The sequence below is a fragment of the Arthrobacter sp. Y3221114 genome (assembly GCF_059092625.1).
The window spans coordinates 34004-48252 of the sequence record NZ_JBNHHW010000009.1 but is presented as its reverse complement, the minus strand read 5'-3'; the positions used below and the strand labels follow the sequence as shown (position 1 = coordinate 48252).

General features: G+C 64.2%; 24 protein-coding genes. All 24 read left to right on the top strand.

The window, feature by feature from the left end:
- Positions 1–422 precede the first annotated feature (422 nt).
- The 24 genes from rpsJ (at position 423) to AC5RV3_RS16620 (ending at position 14240) form a co-directional block, all read left to right on the top strand.
- Positions 423–731 carry a 30S ribosomal protein S10 gene (gene rpsJ, locus AC5RV3_RS16735; protein WP_003803825.1) on the top strand — a complete coding sequence of 103 codons (309 nt, stop codon included), beginning with the start codon at positions 423–425 and terminating at the stop codon, positions 729–731.
- Between the two features lie 13 nt (positions 732–744).
- Positions 745–1398 carry a 50S ribosomal protein L3 gene (gene rplC / locus AC5RV3_RS16730; protein ID WP_493979219.1) on the top strand — a complete coding sequence of 218 codons (654 nt, stop codon included), beginning with the start codon at positions 745–747 and terminating at the stop codon, positions 1396–1398.
- A gap of 4 nt (positions 1399–1402) precedes the next feature.
- The gene (rplD, locus tag AC5RV3_RS16725) at positions 1403–2020 is read left to right on the top strand and encodes a 50S ribosomal protein L4 (RefSeq protein ID WP_493979218.1); all 618 of its coding nucleotides are present in this window, start codon (positions 1403–1405) and stop codon (positions 2018–2020) included.
- Positions 2017–2322: a 50S ribosomal protein L23 gene (gene rplW, locus AC5RV3_RS16720; RefSeq protein ID WP_493941555.1), complete on the top strand. Its 306-nt coding sequence runs from the start codon at positions 2017–2019 to the stop codon at positions 2320–2322. The genes rplD and rplW overlap by 4 nt, the downstream gene beginning before the upstream one ends.
- Before the next feature lie 30 nt (positions 2323–2352).
- Positions 2353–3192, top strand: a complete 840-nt coding sequence (gene rplB / locus AC5RV3_RS16715) for a 50S ribosomal protein L2 (protein WP_493979217.1) — start codon at positions 2353–2355, stop codon at positions 3190–3192.
- A 12-nt stretch (positions 3193–3204) separates the two neighbouring features.
- Entirely contained in the window at positions 3205–3486 is a 282-nt protein-coding gene (rpsS, locus tag AC5RV3_RS16710; RefSeq protein WP_074701289.1) for a 30S ribosomal protein S19, read from the top strand.
- A 38-nt stretch (positions 3487–3524) separates the two neighbouring features.
- Complete coding sequence (gene rplV / locus AC5RV3_RS16705) at positions 3525–3890, top strand: 50S ribosomal protein L22 (protein ID WP_136784918.1); 366 nt, start codon at positions 3525–3527, stop codon at positions 3888–3890.
- Positions 3891–4724 (top strand): 30S ribosomal protein S3, encoded by an 834-nt coding sequence (gene rpsC, locus AC5RV3_RS16700; protein WP_494000477.1) that lies wholly within the window; start codon positions 3891–3893, stop codon positions 4722–4724.
- Positions 4725–5141, top strand: a complete 417-nt coding sequence (gene rplP, locus AC5RV3_RS16695; RefSeq protein WP_493979215.1) for a 50S ribosomal protein L16 — start codon at positions 4725–4727, stop codon at positions 5139–5141.
- A gap of 2 nt (positions 5142–5143) precedes the next feature.
- On the top strand, positions 5144–5491 hold the full coding sequence (gene rpmC, locus AC5RV3_RS16690; protein WP_493989350.1) for a 50S ribosomal protein L29: 348 nt from the start codon (positions 5144–5146) through the stop codon (positions 5489–5491).
- On the top strand, positions 5488–5787 hold the full coding sequence (gene rpsQ / locus AC5RV3_RS16685) for a 30S ribosomal protein S17 (RefSeq protein WP_493989349.1): 300 nt from the start codon (positions 5488–5490) through the stop codon (positions 5785–5787). The genes rpmC and rpsQ overlap by 4 nt, the downstream gene beginning before the upstream one ends.
- 382 nt (positions 5788–6169) lie before the next feature.
- Positions 6170–6538: a 50S ribosomal protein L14 gene (rplN, locus tag AC5RV3_RS16680; protein WP_127511069.1), complete on the top strand. Its 369-nt coding sequence runs from the start codon at positions 6170–6172 to the stop codon at positions 6536–6538.
- A 3-nt stretch (positions 6539–6541) separates the two neighbouring features.
- Positions 6542–6907 carry a 50S ribosomal protein L24 gene (gene rplX / locus AC5RV3_RS16675; RefSeq protein WP_493979212.1) on the top strand — a complete coding sequence of 122 codons (366 nt, stop codon included), beginning with the start codon at positions 6542–6544 and terminating at the stop codon, positions 6905–6907.
- Complete coding sequence (gene rplE / locus AC5RV3_RS16670) at positions 6907–7476, top strand: 50S ribosomal protein L5 (RefSeq protein ID WP_494113037.1); 570 nt, start codon at positions 6907–6909, stop codon at positions 7474–7476. Before rplX ends, rplE begins: the two co-directional genes overlap by 1 nt.
- 82 nt (positions 7477–7558) lie before the next feature.
- Entirely contained in the window at positions 7559–7957 is a 399-nt protein-coding gene (rpsH, locus tag AC5RV3_RS16665) for a 30S ribosomal protein S8 (protein ID WP_136784914.1), read from the top strand.
- Between the two features lie 18 nt (positions 7958–7975).
- Complete coding sequence (gene rplF / locus AC5RV3_RS16660) at positions 7976–8512, top strand: 50S ribosomal protein L6 (protein WP_493979210.1); 537 nt, start codon at positions 7976–7978, stop codon at positions 8510–8512.
- A 3-nt stretch (positions 8513–8515) separates the two neighbouring features.
- Positions 8516–8899, top strand: coding sequence for a 50S ribosomal protein L18 (rplR, locus tag AC5RV3_RS16655; protein ID WP_493941549.1), 384 nt, complete (start codon positions 8516–8518; stop codon positions 8897–8899).
- The gene (rpsE, locus tag AC5RV3_RS16650; protein ID WP_493989347.1) at positions 8896–9612 is read left to right on the top strand and encodes a 30S ribosomal protein S5; all 717 of its coding nucleotides are present in this window, start codon (positions 8896–8898) and stop codon (positions 9610–9612) included. The genes rplR and rpsE overlap by 4 nt, the downstream gene beginning before the upstream one ends.
- Positions 9612–9824 carry a 50S ribosomal protein L30 gene (gene rpmD, locus AC5RV3_RS16645; protein ID WP_127511076.1) on the top strand — a complete coding sequence of 71 codons (213 nt, stop codon included), beginning with the start codon at positions 9612–9614 and terminating at the stop codon, positions 9822–9824. The genes rpsE and rpmD overlap by 1 nt, the downstream gene beginning before the upstream one ends.
- 2 nt (positions 9825–9826) lie before the next feature.
- Positions 9827–10282 carry a 50S ribosomal protein L15 gene (gene rplO, locus AC5RV3_RS16640; protein WP_494113038.1) on the top strand — a complete coding sequence of 152 codons (456 nt, stop codon included), beginning with the start codon at positions 9827–9829 and terminating at the stop codon, positions 10280–10282.
- A gap of 197 nt (positions 10283–10479) precedes the next feature.
- The gene (gene secY, locus AC5RV3_RS16635; protein ID WP_493989345.1) at positions 10480–11793 is read left to right on the top strand and encodes a preprotein translocase subunit SecY; all 1314 of its coding nucleotides are present in this window, start codon (positions 10480–10482) and stop codon (positions 11791–11793) included.
- Positions 11790–12365 (top strand): adenylate kinase, encoded by a 576-nt coding sequence (locus AC5RV3_RS16630; protein WP_494123060.1) that lies wholly within the window; start codon positions 11790–11792, stop codon positions 12363–12365. Before secY ends, AC5RV3_RS16630 begins: the two co-directional genes overlap by 4 nt.
- A 27-nt stretch (positions 12366–12392) precedes the next feature.
- Complete coding sequence (gene map / locus AC5RV3_RS16625) at positions 12393–13220, top strand: type I methionyl aminopeptidase (protein WP_494123059.1); 828 nt, start codon at positions 12393–12395, stop codon at positions 13218–13220.
- A gap of 174 nt (positions 13221–13394) precedes the next feature.
- A complete protein-coding gene (locus tag AC5RV3_RS16620; protein ID WP_494123058.1) occupies positions 13395–14240 on the top strand; it encodes a metal-dependent hydrolase in 846 nt (281 codons plus the stop codon).
- Positions 14241–14249 lie beyond the last annotated feature (9 nt).

Sequence of the window (14249 nt, the reverse complement as noted above, 5' to 3'; positions counted from 1 at the left end):
TCGGCGGGGTGCGGCGCCCGCGGCAGGGCCGCGGCTCCCTGGTTGATCCTTGGGTCCGAAGGCACGGGGCCGGGGGCCGATTCGCAATCAGGGCCAAAGTCTGCCACACTAGATGAGTTGTTCAAGCGCTTTTGCATGTCTTCGTGCGAAGCTGGGTCCCGCCCGGGATAATGCCCGGGGCAGGGTCAGGCTCCACAGATTTCAAAGCCCAAATATAACCCACCCTCCATTTTGAGCGGGCGGAGTGCGCAGAATGTTCGCGACACGCCCGACCGCGGGGGTCGGAGCCTCAGCAGGGTGAGGAACCCGGATTCATCCGGATTCAGTCTGCCGGAGGAGCGCCAGGCCAGGAGCGATCCAGCCATCGGGGCGCATCAGGAGAAAGTCAACAGAGCAGCACTGAGAAAGAGAGCGGAGACGCCATGGCGGGACAGAAAATCCGCATCCGTCTGAAGTCATATGACCATGAGGTCATTGATGTTTCAGCACGGAAGATCGTCGAGACGGTCACGCGTGCAGGCGCAACGGTAGTGGGCCCCGTGCCGCTGCCCACCGAGAAGAACGTGTACTGCGTTATCCGGTCGCCGCACAAGTACAAGGACAGCCGGGAGCACTTTGAAATGCGCACCCACAAGCGGCTGATCGACATTATCGATCCCACGCCCAAGGCCGTCGATTCGCTGATGCGGCTCGACCTGCCGGCGGACGTGAACATCGAAATCAAGCTGTAGGGGAGTGAGTAATTTGTCTACCACTACACGCCAAGTAAAGGGACTGCTGGGCACCAAGCTCGGCATGACCCAGGTCTGGGACGAGAACAACCGGCTCATCCCGGTCACCGTCGTCAAGGCCGACTCCAACGTCATCACCCAGCTGCGCTCTGCGGACGTCGACGGCTACACCGCCGTCCAGATCGGCTACGGCCAGATCGACCCGCGCAAGGTGACCAAGCCGCTGGCCGGCCACTTCGAGAAGGCCGGGGTTACCCCGCGCCGCCACGTGGTTGAGCTGCGCACCGCCGATGCCGGCTCCTACGAGCTGGGCCAGGAACTCTCCGTGGAACTGTTCGAGACCGGCCAGAAGGTCGACGTCGTCGGAACCACCAAGGGCAAGGGCTTCGCCGGTGTCATGAAGCGTCACGGCTTCGCCGGTGTGGGTGCCTCGCACGGCGCGCACAAGAACCACCGCAAGCCCGGTTCCATTGGTGGCGCGTCCACTCCGGGCCGCGTTTTCAAGGGCATGCGCATGTCCGGCCGCATGGGTGCCGTCCGCCAGACCACGCTGAACCTGACCGTTCACGCTGTGGACACTGAGAACTCGCTGCTCTTGATCAAGGGTGCCGTTCCCGGTGCCCGCGGCTCGGTCGTTCTCGTCCGTTCCGCTGTGAAGGGAGCCTAGTTCAATGGCTAACACGATCAAGGTTGACCTGCCTGCAGAGATCTTCGACGTCCAGACCAACGTGCCGCTGCTGCACCAGGTCGTCGTCGCACAGCTCGCTGCTGCCCGGCAGGGAACCCACAAGACCAAGACCCGCGCCGAGGTTTCCGGTGCCGGCCGCAAGCCGTTCAAGCAGAAGGGCACCGGCCGCGCCCGCCAGGGTTCGATCCGCGCCCCGCACATGACCGGCGGCGGCGTCGTGCACGGCCCGACCCCGCGCGACTACAGCCAGCGCACCCCCAAGAAGATGAAGGCCGCTGCCCTGCGCGGCGCCCTCTCCGACCGGGCACGCAACGGCCGCATCCACGTCGTGGAGGCACTGGTTGCCGGCGACAAGCCGTCCACCAAGGCCGCTACCGATGCCCTGCGCGCCATCACCGATCGCAAGAACCTGCTCGTAGTCATCGAGCGCGCCAACGATGTGGCGGCCCTGAGCCTGCGCAACATCGAGGCTGTTCACACCATTTACGTGGATCAGCTGAACACCTACGACGTGCTGGTTTCCGACGACGTGGTCTTCACCCAGGCCGCCTACGAGGCGTTCATCGCAGCTAAAGCAACTGCCAAGGAGGACGCCAAGTGAGCGCGACCACCACAAAAGATCCCCGCGACGTGATCCTTGCTCCCGTCGTTTCGGAGAAGAGCTACGGCCTGATCGACGAAGGTAAGTACACCTTCCTGGTCGACCCCCGCTCGAACAAGACCGAGATCAAGCTGGCCGTGGAGAAGATTTTCTCCGTCAAGGTCGACTCGATCAACACCATCAACCGTGCCGGTAAGCGCAAGCGGACCAAGTTCGGATGGGGACAGCGCAAGGACACCAAGCGCGCAATTGTCACCCTGAAGGAAGGCACAATCGACATCTTCGGCGGTCCGCTTTCTTAAGCGGAGACCACTTTAACGAGGAATTGAACTATGGGAATCCGTAAATACAAGCCGACTACACCGGGCCGTCGCGGCTCGAGCGTGGCCGACTTCGCTGAAATCACGCGATCGACGCCGGAAAAGTCGTTGCTGCGCCCGCTGACCAAGTCAGGTGGACGTAACAACTCCGGCAAGATCACTACCCGCCACAAGGGCGGCGGACACAAGCGCCAGTACCGTCTGATCGACTTCCGTCGTCATGACAAGGACGGCGTGCCCGCCAAGGTCGCTCACATCGAGTACGACCCGAACCGCACCGCGCGGATCGCCCTGCTGCACTACGTTGATGGCACCAAGCGCTACATCCTGGCTCCGGCCAAGCTGAAGCAGGGAGACACGGTCGAGGCCGGCGCCAGCGCCGACATCAAGCCGGGCAACAACCTGCCGCTGCGCAACATCCCCGTCGGTACGGTCATCCACGCTGTGGAGCTGCGTCCGGGCGGCGGTGCCAAGATGGCCCGCTCCGCCGGTGCCTCCGTCCAGTTGGTGGCCAAGGAAGGCAAGTACGGCCAGCTCCGCCTGCCTTCCGGCGAAATCCGCAACGTCGATGTGCGCTGCCGCGCAACCATCGGCGAGGTGGGCAACGCCGAGCAGTCCAACATCAGCTGGGGCAAGGCCGGCCGCATGCGCTGGAAGGGCGTCCGCCCGACCGTCCGCGGTGTGGCCATGAACCCGATCGACCACCCGCACGGTGGTGGCGAGGGCAAGACCTCCGGTGGCCGCCACCCGGTCAACCCGAACGGCAAGCCCGAGGGCCGCACCCGCCGCCCGAACAAGGAAAGCGACCGCCTGATTGTGCGTCGCCGTCGTACTGGCAAGAACAAGCGATAGGAGCCTGGGAACATGCCACGCAGCCTGAAGAAAGGCCCCTTCGTCGATCAGCACCTCTTCGTGAAGGTAGCTGCAGAGAACGAAAAGGGCACCAAGAACGTCATCAAGACGTGGTCCCGCCGTTCGATGATCGTGCCCGACATGCTCGGACACACGATCGCCGTACACGACGGACGCAAGCACATTCCGGTGTTTGTCACTGAGTCGATGGTCGGGCACAAGCTCGGCGAATTCGCCCCGACGCGGACCTTCCGCGGCCATGTGAAGGACGACCGCAAGGGCAAGCGCCGCTAGGCGCTGCTCTTACGGCAGAAGACGAGAGAAGGAAAGCAATGGAAGCCAAGGCTATTGCGCGCCATATTCGCGTGACGCCTATGAAGGCCCGGCGCGTCGTCAACCTTGTTCGTGGCAAGCAGGCGAATGAGGCTCTGGCAATTCTGAAGTTTGCCCCGCAGGCAGCTTCGGAGCCGGTCAGCAAGGTACTCGCGTCGGCAGTCGCCAACGCCCGCGTTATCGCGGACCGTGACGGCGTCGCCTTTGACGAGAGCGACCTGTACATCAGCGAAGCATTCGTAGATGAAGGCCCCACCATGAAGCGGTTCCAGCCGCGCGCCCAGGGGCGCGCCTACCGCATCAAGAAGCGGACCAGCCACATCACGCTTGTTGTCGCTACCCCGGAGAAAGAGGAGGACCAGTAAGTGGGACAGAAAGTAAACCCGCACGGATTCCGACTCGGTATCACCACCGACCATGTCTCCCACTGGTTCGCTGACAGCAACAAGGCCGGCCAGCGCTACAAGGACTTTGTCCGCGAGGACGTGAAGATCCGCCAGCTGATGTCCACGGGCATGGACCGCGCGGGCATCGCGAAGGTTGAGATCGAGCGTACCCGTGACCGCGTGCGTGTGGACATCCACACAGCCCGCCCCGGCATCGTTATCGGCCGCCGCGGCGCCGAAGCAGACCGCATCCGCGGCGAGCTGGAGAAGCTCACCGGCAAGCAGGTGCAGCTGAACATCCTCGAGGTCAAGAACCCGGAGATCGAAGCGCAGCTGGTTGCCCAGGGCATCGCCGAGCAGCTGACCTCCCGCGTGGCCTTCCGCCGCGCCATGAAGAAGGCCATGCAGTCCGCCACCCGCGCCGGCGCCAAGGGCATCCGTGTCCAGTGCTCCGGTCGCCTCGGCGGCGCCGAAATGAGCCGTTCGGAGTTCTACCGCGAAGGCCGTGTGCCCCTGCACACCCTGCGGGCGAACATCGACTACGGCTTCTTCGAGGCCAAGACCACGTTCGGCCGCATCGGCGTCAAGGTCTGGATCTACAAGGGCGACGTGACCGCGAAGGAACTGGCGGCCCAGCAGGCTGCTGCTCCGTCCTCGCGTGGTCGTGGCGACCGTCCGGGCCGCCCCGCCGGTGGCGAGCGCCGTCGTCGTAATGACCGTGCTGCCGCTCCCGCCGCAGGCGAGGGTGCAGCCAAGGCCGAGGCACCTGCCGCTGAGGCAGCAGCGCCGGCAGCAGAAGGAGGAGAAGCTTAAATGCTTATCCCACGTCGAGTTAAGTTCCGTAAGCAGCACCACCCGGGTCGTTCCGGCGCTGCTTCCGGCGGCACCGAGGTCAGCTTCGGCGAGTGGGGTATCCAGGCTCTGACGCCGGCATACGTCACCAACCGCCAGATCGAAGCGGCCCGTATTGCGATGACCCGCCACATCAAGCGTGGCGGCAAGGTCTGGATCAACATTTATCCGGACCGCCCGCTGACCAAGAAGCCGGCCGAAACCCGCATGGGTTCCGGTAAGGGTTCGCCGGAATGGTGGGTCGCAAACGTCAAGCCGGGACGGGTTCTGTTCGAACTGTCCGGTGTCAATGAAGAGGTAGCTCGCGAGGCCCTGCGCCTGGCGATCCACAAGCTGCCGTTGAAGGCACGCATTGTGCGTCGCGAAGGTGGTGAATAGAAATGGCAGTTGGTTCAAAGGAACTGGCAACCGATCAGCTCGAGACTTTCGATAAGGACCGTCTCGCAGAGGAGCTGCGCAAGGCCAAGGAGGAGCTGTTCAACCTCCGTTTCCAGTCCGCCACCGGTCAGCTGGAAAACCACGGCCGCCTGAAGGCCGTGAAGCGGGACATCGCGCGCATCTACACCGTGCTGCGTGAGCGCGAGCTGGGCATTCGTCCCGAGGTCGAGGCTTCTGCGGAAGCTCCGGTCGAGGAAAAGAAGGCCAAGAAGGCTAAGAAGTCCGAAAAGGCCGCCGAAGCCGAAACCGCCGAGACCGAAACCCCCGCTTCGGAGGATGAGGCCAAGTGAGCGAAAACACGAACAAGGATGCAACTGTGGAAGAAGCCACTCAGGCTCGCGGTTACCGTAAGACCGCCCGCGGCTACGTCGTCTCGGACAAGATGGAAAAGACCATCGTGGTCGAGGTTGAGGACCGCGTGAAGCACGCGCTGTACGGCAAGGTGATCCGCCGGACCGAGAAGCGCAAGGCCCACGACGAGCAGAACGCCGCCGGCATCGGCGACCTGGTTCTGATCGCCGAGACCCGGCCGCTGTCCGCCACCAAGCGGTGGCGCCTGGTCGAGATCATCGAAAAGGCCAAGTAGGACTTACGTCCTGCGTGCGGGGCCCGCCTGCCGAGCGGGCGGGCCCCGCACCCTTAAGTTTCCCTTCCGGCACGAACTGGATCCCGGTCCGCCGGAGCAGCCGGAAGGGTTTGGAAGGACTGTGGTTTCGGCCGCAGACCCTTTGAAAAGTACAAGCCCCTGGCCGTGATTTCACGTCCGGGGTGTCTTGGTCATAAACTAGTAATCTTGCCTGTGCCGTTTGGAAAGACCATCCATCCTTCCGCATGGACAGAATAGGCAAATTCCCGCAACCGCCTTCGGACCGCACACGCGTGTGGTCAGGGGGAGTTACGGTGCGGGCTACCCATATCCGTTCCGCAAGGCTCAGCAATGAGAACCGGCGCGACGACAGGAGTAATAAGTGATTCAGCAGGAGTCGCGACTGAAGGTCGCCGACAACACGGGTGCCAAGGAAATCTTGACCATCCGCGTTCTCGGTGGATCCGGCCGTCGCTACGCAGGCATTGGCGACACCATTGTTGCCACCGTCAAGGATGCAATTCCGGGCGGCAACGTCAAGAAGGGTGACATCGTCAAGGCTGTCATCGTTCGCACCAAGAAGGAACGCCGCCGTGCGGACGGTTCCTACATCAAGTTCGATGAGAACGCAGCCGTGATCCTCAAGAACGACGGAGACCCCCGCGGTACCCGTATCTTCGGCCCGGTCGGCCGTGAGCTTCGCGACAAGAAGTTCATGAAGATCATCTCGTTGGCTCCGGAGGTGCTGTAGTCCATGGCTAAGTACAAGATCAAGAAGGGTGACCTCGTTCAGGTCATCACCGGTGCCAAGGCTGAGCGCGGCGGCGACCGCGGCAAGCAGGGCAAGGTCCTGAAGGTGTTCACGGAGTCCAACCGTGTGCTGGTCGAAGGCGTCAACCGCGTCACCAAGCACACCAAGGCCGGGCAGTCGGAACGCGGCACGAAGACCGGTGGCATCGAGACCGTCGAGGCCCCGATCCACATCTCGAACGTGGCGATCGTCGATCCCGAGACCAAGAAGCCGACCCGCGTTGGCTACCGCACCGAAACCGTCGAGCGTGATGGCCGTGAGCGCACTGTGCGTATCCGCGTGTCCAAGGCCTCCGGGAAGGACCTCTAATGACTGAGACTGTCACCAAGATCGTCCCCCGTCTGAAGACTCGCTACGCCGGCGAGATCAAGCAGGCTCTGCGGGATGAGTTCAAGTACGAGAACGTGAACCAGGTTCCCCGCCTGGTCAAGGTCGTTGTCAACATGGGTGTCGGAGATGCCGCCAAGGACTCCAAGCTCATCGACGGCGCCGTGCGCGACCTGACCCAGATCACCGGTCAGAAGCCGCAGGTCACCAAGGCCCGCAAGTCCATCGCCCAGTTCAAGCTGCGCGAAGGCATGCCGATCGGCGCCCACGCGACGCTGCGCGGCGACCGCATGTGGGAATTCGTGGACCGCCTGGTCACCCTGGCCCTGCCTCGTATCCGCGACTTCCGCGGCCTCAACGGCAAGCAGTTTGACGGCAACGGCAACTACACCTTCGGTCTGACCGAACAGTCCATGTTCCACGAGATCGATCAGGACAGGATCGACCGCGTGCGCGGTATGGATATCACCGTAGTGACCACTGCAAAGACCGATGACGAGGGCCGCGCGCTGCTGAAGGCGCTGGGCTTCCCGTTCAAGACCGAAGATTAATTAGCTACGTGAAAGGTCCCGCCCCGGCGCCAAGTGCTGACCGGAGCGAGGAAACCGTTACGAGGAAGGGCAAGAGCCCACAATGACTATGACAGATCCTGTCGCAGACATGCTCACGCGTCTGCGCAACGCCAACTCGGCATACCACGACTCAGTGTCGATGCCGTACAGCAAGCTCAAAGCTCGCGTCGCCGACATCCTGAAGGCCGAAGGCTACATCGCCGGCTGGAAGGAAGAAGAGGCCGAGGTTGGCAAGAAGCTGACCCTGGAACTCAAGTTCGGTCCGAACCGCGAGCGTTCCATCGCCGGCATCCGCCGCATCTCCAAGCCCGGTCTGCGCGTTTACGCGAAGTCCACCAACCTGCCGCATGTACTCGGTGGCCTGGGCATCGCAATCCTGTCCACCTCTTCCGGACTGATGACTGATCGTCAGGCCGGCAAGAAGGGCGTGGGCGGCGAAGTCCTCGCTTACGTCTGGTAACGGAAAGGAAGAGATTAAATGTCACGTATTGGACGTCTCCCCATCACCGTTCCCGCAGGCGTTGAGGTCAAGGTCGACGGCAACGTCGTCTCCGTCAAGGGCGCCAAGGGCGAGCTGAGCCACACTCTGGCTTCGCCCATCACGGCTTCCCTGGAAGAGAACACCATCACCGTCTCCCGCCCGAACGACGAGCGCGAATCCCGGTCCCTGCACGGCCTGACCCGCACGCTGATCAACAACATGATCGTCGGCGTCACCGAAGGCTACAAGAAGGACCTCGAGATCGTCGGCACCGGTTACCGTGTGCAGGCCAAGGGCTCGGACCTCGAGTTCGCCCTGGGCTTCAGCCACCCGGTGATCGTCAACGCACCCGAGGGAATCACCTTCGCCGTGGAGGGCGCCACCAAGCTCTCCGTCTCCGGTATCAACAAGCAGCAGGTCGGCGAAGTTGCTGCCAACATCCGCAAGCTGCGCAAGCCCGACCCCTACAAGGGCAAGGGCGTTCGCTACGCCGGCGAGCAAATCCGCCGCAAGGTCGGAAAGGCTGGTAAGTAAACCATGGCGATCAGCATTAATAAGAAGCGGACCTCGAAGTCCAAGTCCGCAGCACGCGGCCGCCGCCACCTGCGCGTCCGCAAGCGCATCACCGGTACCGCGGTCCGTCCGCGCCTGGTGGTCAACCGCTCCGCACGCCACATCTTTGTCCAGGTTGTCGATGACAGCAAGGGCATCACCGTGGCTTCCGCTTCCACCATGGAAGCCGACCTGCGGGCCCTGGAGGGCGACAAGTCCGCCAAGGCAAAGCGCGTCGGTGAGCTCGTTGCCGAGCGTGCCAAGGCTGCCGGTGTTGAGGCCGTGGTCTTCGACCGCGGCGGCAACCGGTACCACGGCCGTATCGCAGCGGTTGCCGACGGCGCACGTGAAGGTGGGCTGGCACTGTGACCGCTGAGAACAACGAAAAGGAAACTCAGGTGACTGAAGCAACTGAGACCGCTGCCGCGGGATCCGCTGAAACCACCGCTGCTTCCGGCCAGGAGGACCGCCGCGGCGGCCGTCGTGGCGAACGCGGTGGCAGCGATCGTGGTGGCAACGACCGTGGCGGCCGCGGCCGTGGCCGAGACAACGCACGCGATGCCGAGAAGGACAAGTTCCTCGAGCGCGTCGTCACCATCAACCGCGTGTCCAAGGTCGTCAAGGGCGGCCGCCGCTTTAGCTTCACGGCTCTGGTAGTTGTCGGCGACGGCAACGGCATGGTCGGCGTGGGCTACGGCAAGGCCAAGGAAGTTCCGGCAGCGATCGCCAAGGGCGTGGAAGAGGCCAAGAAGTCCTTCTTCCGCGTGCCGATCATCGCCGGAACCGTCCCGCACCAGGTGCAGGGCGAAGCCGCTGCAGGCGTTGTCATGCTGCGTCCGGCTGCTGCCGGTACCGGTGTGATCGCCGGTGGTCCGGTCCGCGCCGTACTCGAGTGCGCCGGTATCCACGACGTGCTCTCCAAGTCGCTTGGCTCCGCCAACGCGATCAACATTGTGCACGCTACGGTCGATGCGCTGCGTCGCCTGGAGGAGCCCCGCTCCGTGGCCGCCCGCCGTGGCCTGCCCCTGGACGAGGTTGCTCCGGCTATCCTGCTGCGCAACATGCAGAAGGCAGGTGCGTAATGACCACACCCAAGAATCTGACTCCGTCGGATGCGCAGTTGGAAATCACGCAGATCAAGTCCGTCATTGGCGGCAAGCAGAACCAGCGCGACACGCTGCGTTCACTGGGCCTGAAGCGCATCGGACACACCGTTGTCCGCAGCGCCGATGCAGTGACCGTCGGCATGGTCAACACTGTTTCTCACCTGGTGAAGGTTGAGGAGGCGAAGTAAAGATGGCAGAAGAGAACAAAACTCTGAAGGTCCACCACCTGCGTCCTGCCCCCGGTGCCAAGACCGCCAAGACCCGTGTCGGTCGTGGTGAAGGCTCCAAGGGCAAGACCGCCGGTCGCGGTACCAAGGGCACGAAGGCCCGCTACCAGGTTAAGGCTGGCTTTGCCGGCGGCCAGCTGCCGCTGCACATGCGCCTGCCGAAGCTGCGCGGCTTCAAGAACCCGTTCAAGGTGGAGTTCCAGGTTGTAAACCTGGACAAGCTCAGCGAGCTGTTCCCCGAGGGCGGCGACGTGACCGTGGAGGCCCTGGTGGCCAAGGGCGCGGTTCGCAAGAACCAGCCCGTGAAGGTCCTGGGCACCGGCGACATCACCGTCAAGGTCGATGTGAAGGTTGACGCCTTCTCCGCCAGTGCCGCTGAAAAGATCGCCGCCGCCGGCGGCACCGTGACGGCGCTCTAGCAGCCCGTGACAGGTGGCGTCTTTTAGCAGCCTCTGACTGAACTCGTGGTGGCCGGTTTACGCCGGCCGCCACGAGTTCAGCCGCTTTAAAGGCACACCCCGTATTCTTAACCCGTTTAATGCGAACGGGCCGAGCCGATAGACTCGGATCTTGTGACTTGCCGCGCAGCGGCATCAGAAACTTCTTGGGAGGACGCTTGCTTAGCGCAATTGGCCGGGCATTCCGGACGCCGGACCTGCGGCGCAAGTTGCTGTTCACGCTCGGCATTATGACGGTCTACCGCATGGGCGTCTTCATCCCCGCCCCCGGTGTGGACTACGGCAACGTGCAGCAGTGCCTGGCGCTGGGCAACACCAGCGGCGGGCTGTACCAGTTCGTCAACCTCTTCAGCGGCGGTGCGCTGCTGCAGGTGTCCATCTTCGCCCTCGGCATCATGCCGTACATCACCGCCAGCATCATCGTGCAGCTGCTGCGCGTCGTCATCCCCCGGTTCCAGGAGCTGCACCAGGAAGGCCCGCAGGGCCAGTCCAAGCTCACGCAGTACACCCGTTACCTGACCATCGCGCTGGGCCTGCTCAACGCCACGACACTGGTGTCGCTGGCGCGGACCGGCGCCCTCCTGGGGGACTGTCCCGTTCCGATCATCCCCGAGGACAACCTGGTCACGGTTTCGCTGATCATCCTGACCCTGACCGCAGGCACCGGCCTGATCATGTGGATGGGCGAGCTGATCACCGAGAAGGGCGTCGGCAACGGCATGTCCCTGCTGATCTTCATCTCCATCGCCGCCGGCTTCCCGAGCTCGCTGGGCGAGATCTGGAACACACAGGGCGTGAACGTCTTCCTGGGCGTGCTGATCGTCGGCCTGCTGACCGTCGCCGCGGTGGTCTTCGTGGAACAGTCGCAGCGCCGCATCCCTGTGCAGTACGCCAAGCGCATGGTGGGACGCCGCACCGTCGGCGGCACCAGCACCTACATCCCGATCAAGGTGAACATGGCCGGTGTCATCCCGGTGATCTTCGCGTCGTCGATGCTGTACCTGCCGTCGCTGATCGCCCAGTTCAACACCCCGGCCGACGGCACCACCGCGCCGCCGGAGTGGGTCAACTGGATCAACACCTACCTGGTCAGCGGGGACTCGCCGTTCTACATGGCGGTCTACTTCGCCCTGATCGTCTTCTTCACCTACTTCTACGTGGCCATCACTTTCAACCCCGAGGAAGTGGCCGAGAACATGAAGAAGTACGGCGGCTTCATCCCGGGCATCCGGGCCGGCCGCCCGACGGCGGAGTACCTGCAGTACGTGCTGGCCAGGATCACGCTGCCCGGCGCGCTCTATCTGGGCATCGTCTCGCTCATCCCGCTGATCGCCCTCGTGCTGATCAACGCCAACCAAAACTTCCCGTTCGGCGGCGTCTCCATCCTCATCATGGTCGGTGTGGGCCTGGAGACCGTCAAACAAATCAACGCACAACTACAGCAACGGCACTACGAAGGACTTCTGCGATGACCCAAATGCTCATTATTGGCCCGCCCGGATCGGGCAAAGGCACCCAGGCCTCCCGCATTTCCGACCGGCTGGGCATCGTCGCGATCTCCACCGGAGACATCTTCCGCGCCAACGTGAAGGAAGAGACTCCGCTTGGCATTGAGGCCAAGAAGTACATCGACAAGGGCGAGTTCGTGCCGGACAGCGTCACCAACAACATGGTGCGCGACCGGTTGAAGCAGCCCGACGCAGTCGACGGCTTCCTGCTGGACGGCTACCCCCGCACCAGCGGGCAAGTCGACGAGCTGGACAGCATCCTGGCCGAGGCCGGTTCGAAGCTGGACATCGTGCTGCAGCTGACCGCCGACGACGAGGAGCTGGTCAAACGCCTGCTGGGCCGCGCCGCCCAGGAAGGCCGCAGCGATGACAACGAAACGGTGATCCGGCGCCGGCTGTCCCTGTACCACGAGCAGACGGAGGCCGTCGTGAGCCGTTACGCGGACCGCGGGATCGTCGCGACCGTTGACGGCATCGGCGACATCGACGAGGTCACCGAGCGCATCGTATCCGCGCTCAAGTCCGTCACGGCCTGACACCCGCCAGAAAGTTAGAGGCAGCCCATGGCCTTCGGCCAGCCCAGCATCGAATACAAGACCAAGGACCAGATCCGGAAAATGCGGACCGCCGGCCTGGTGGTCAGCCGCGCCCTGGACGCTGCGGTTGCCGCCGCCGTCCCGGGCGCCACGACGGCGGATGTGGACGCGGCCTTCGAGGCGGTGCTGGACGAGGCAGGCGCCAAGAGCAATTTCAAGGGCTACCACGGCTTCCCCGCAACGGTCTGCGTGTCCGTCAACGAAGAAGTGGTTCATGGAATCCCGGGCGGCAAGGTGCTCCGGGACGGGGACATCATCTCGATCGACGGGGGCTGCAGCGTCGACGGCTGGCACGGTGACTCCGCCCGCGGCGTCATCGTGGGCACCGCCGATCCGGAAGACCAGCGGCTGTCCGACGTCACCGAAGAAGCCATGTGGCACGGCATTGCCGCCCTCGCCACCGGCCACCGCGTGGGCGACATCGGCAACGCCATCGACGACTACGTATCCTCCGTGCCGGGCAAGCCGTTGGGCATCCTGGAGGACTACGTGGGCCACGGCATCGGCACCGCCATGCACCAGGCCCCGGACGTGCTGAACTACCGGACGAACCACCGCGGCCCGAAGATCCGCCCCGGTCTCTGCCTGGCCATTGAACCCATGCTGGTGCGCGGGGACATCGAGACCAAAGTGTTGGACGACGACTGGACCGTGGTGACCACGGACGGCTCGCGGTCCTGCCAGTGGGAGCACACCGTGGCAGTGCACGACGGCGGCATCTGGGTCTTGACTGCCGAAGACGGAGGCGCGGCCAGGCTGGCTCCGCTGGGGGTCACCCCGGTGCCACTGGACTAAGCGCCCGCCGCCACTTTCTTGGCCCGACGTCACCGAAAGGCCGGACCCGCTGGATCCATCGTCCAGCCGGCCCGGCCTTTCGAGGTTAATCCGGAGCCCGCACCGCCGATCCCGCCGCGGCCAGCCGAAGGCAGGCGCCCGGACACCGCACTCCCCGAAAGGACCTTGCCCACCATGATGGGAGCCCACCACGCCCTCTCCGGCGCAGCCGCCTGGATCGCCGTCACCAGCCAGGTCCACGTGCCGCTGGATGCCCTGACGACGCCGCTGGGCTGGGGCGGGCAGAGCCTCACCCTCGGCTGGGGGTTGCTGGACGTGGGGCCGCTGGGCCTGATCACCGGGGCCATGGTGACCGCCGGTGCCGCACTCGTCCCGGATGCCGACCACCGCCACGCCACCGTCGCCCGCTCGCTGCCGCCACTCTCCAACGTGGTCTGCGCGGGCATTGGCGCCGTGGCCGGCGGGCACCGCAGGGGCACGCACTCGCTGATCGGTTTGGCGGCGTTCGTCGGGATCGCGTGGGTGGCCGGGCTCTGGACCGCCGAGACCGAGCGGTTCGGCACGGTCTACCCGGGCGCGGGGCTGCTGTGCGTGTTGCTGGTGGCCTTTGCCGCCAAGGCCCTGAAGTTCCTGCCCGACGGGCTACAGAAAATTCCGTGGGCCGTGGGCCTCTCAGTCGCGGCGTTCATCGCCCTGTACGCCCCGGAACAGCACAACTGGTTCCCGCTGGCCATGGGCATCGGCGTCGTCATGCATGTGCTCGGCGACATGCTGACCACCGGGGGAGTGAACCTGCTGTGGCCCCTGCGGATCAAGCCCCCGAAGGTGTGGCGGAGGATACCGCTGCTCAACGCCATCTGGCGGCGGAACGGATACTTCGCCTTGCCGCTGCTGGGAAATGCAGGGTCGGCGCGCGAGTGGGCGTTGCTGGTGCCGGTCAGCGTCTATGTGGTGGTCCTGCTCCTCGGGGCGTGCCTCGACGTCGGACAGCAGAGCCTGCTGGCCTTCGGCACCGGCTAGAGATCCCGG

Bases quoted from the DNA above. Each gene is read 5' to 3' on its own strand.
- rpsJ (WP_003803825.1), top strand. From the start codon at position 423: ATGGCGGGACAGAAAATCCGCATCCGTCTGAAGTCATATGACCATGAG.
- rplD (WP_493979218.1), top strand. From the start codon at position 1,403: ATGGCTAACACGATCAAGGTTGACCTGCCTGCAGAGATCTTCGACGTC.
- rplB (WP_493979217.1), top strand. From the start codon at position 2,353: ATGGGAATCCGTAAATACAAGCCGACTACACCGGGCCGTCGCGGCTCG.
- rpsS (WP_074701289.1), top strand. From the start codon at position 3,205: ATGCCACGCAGCCTGAAGAAAGGCCCCTTCGTCGATCAGCACCTCTTC.
- rplV (WP_136784918.1), top strand. From the start codon at position 3,525: ATGGAAGCCAAGGCTATTGCGCGCCATATTCGCGTGACGCCTATGAAG.
- rplP (WP_493979215.1), top strand. From the start codon at position 4,725: ATGCTTATCCCACGTCGAGTTAAGTTCCGTAAGCAGCACCACCCGGGT.
- rpmC (WP_493989350.1), top strand. From the start codon at position 5,144: ATGGCAGTTGGTTCAAAGGAACTGGCAACCGATCAGCTCGAGACTTTC.
- rplX (WP_493979212.1), top strand. From the start codon at position 6,542: ATGGCTAAGTACAAGATCAAGAAGGGTGACCTCGTTCAGGTCATCACC.
- rplE (WP_494113037.1), top strand. From the start codon at position 6,907: ATGACTGAGACTGTCACCAAGATCGTCCCCCGTCTGAAGACTCGCTAC.
- rpsH (WP_136784914.1), top strand. From the start codon at position 7,559: ATGACTATGACAGATCCTGTCGCAGACATGCTCACGCGTCTGCGCAAC.
- rplF (WP_493979210.1), top strand. From the start codon at position 7,976: ATGTCACGTATTGGACGTCTCCCCATCACCGTTCCCGCAGGCGTTGAG.
- rplR (WP_493941549.1), top strand. From the start codon at position 8,516: ATGGCGATCAGCATTAATAAGAAGCGGACCTCGAAGTCCAAGTCCGCA.
- rpmD (WP_127511076.1), top strand. From the start codon at position 9,612: ATGACCACACCCAAGAATCTGACTCCGTCGGATGCGCAGTTGGAAATC.
- rplO (WP_494113038.1), top strand. From the start codon at position 9,827: ATGGCAGAAGAGAACAAAACTCTGAAGGTCCACCACCTGCGTCCTGCC.
- AC5RV3_RS16630 (WP_494123060.1), top strand. From the start codon at position 11,790: ATGACCCAAATGCTCATTATTGGCCCGCCCGGATCGGGCAAAGGCACC.
- map (WP_494123059.1), top strand. From the start codon at position 12,393: ATGGCCTTCGGCCAGCCCAGCATCGAATACAAGACCAAGGACCAGATC.
- AC5RV3_RS16620 (WP_494123058.1), top strand. From the start codon at position 13,395: ATGATGGGAGCCCACCACGCCCTCTCCGGCGCAGCCGCCTGGATCGCC.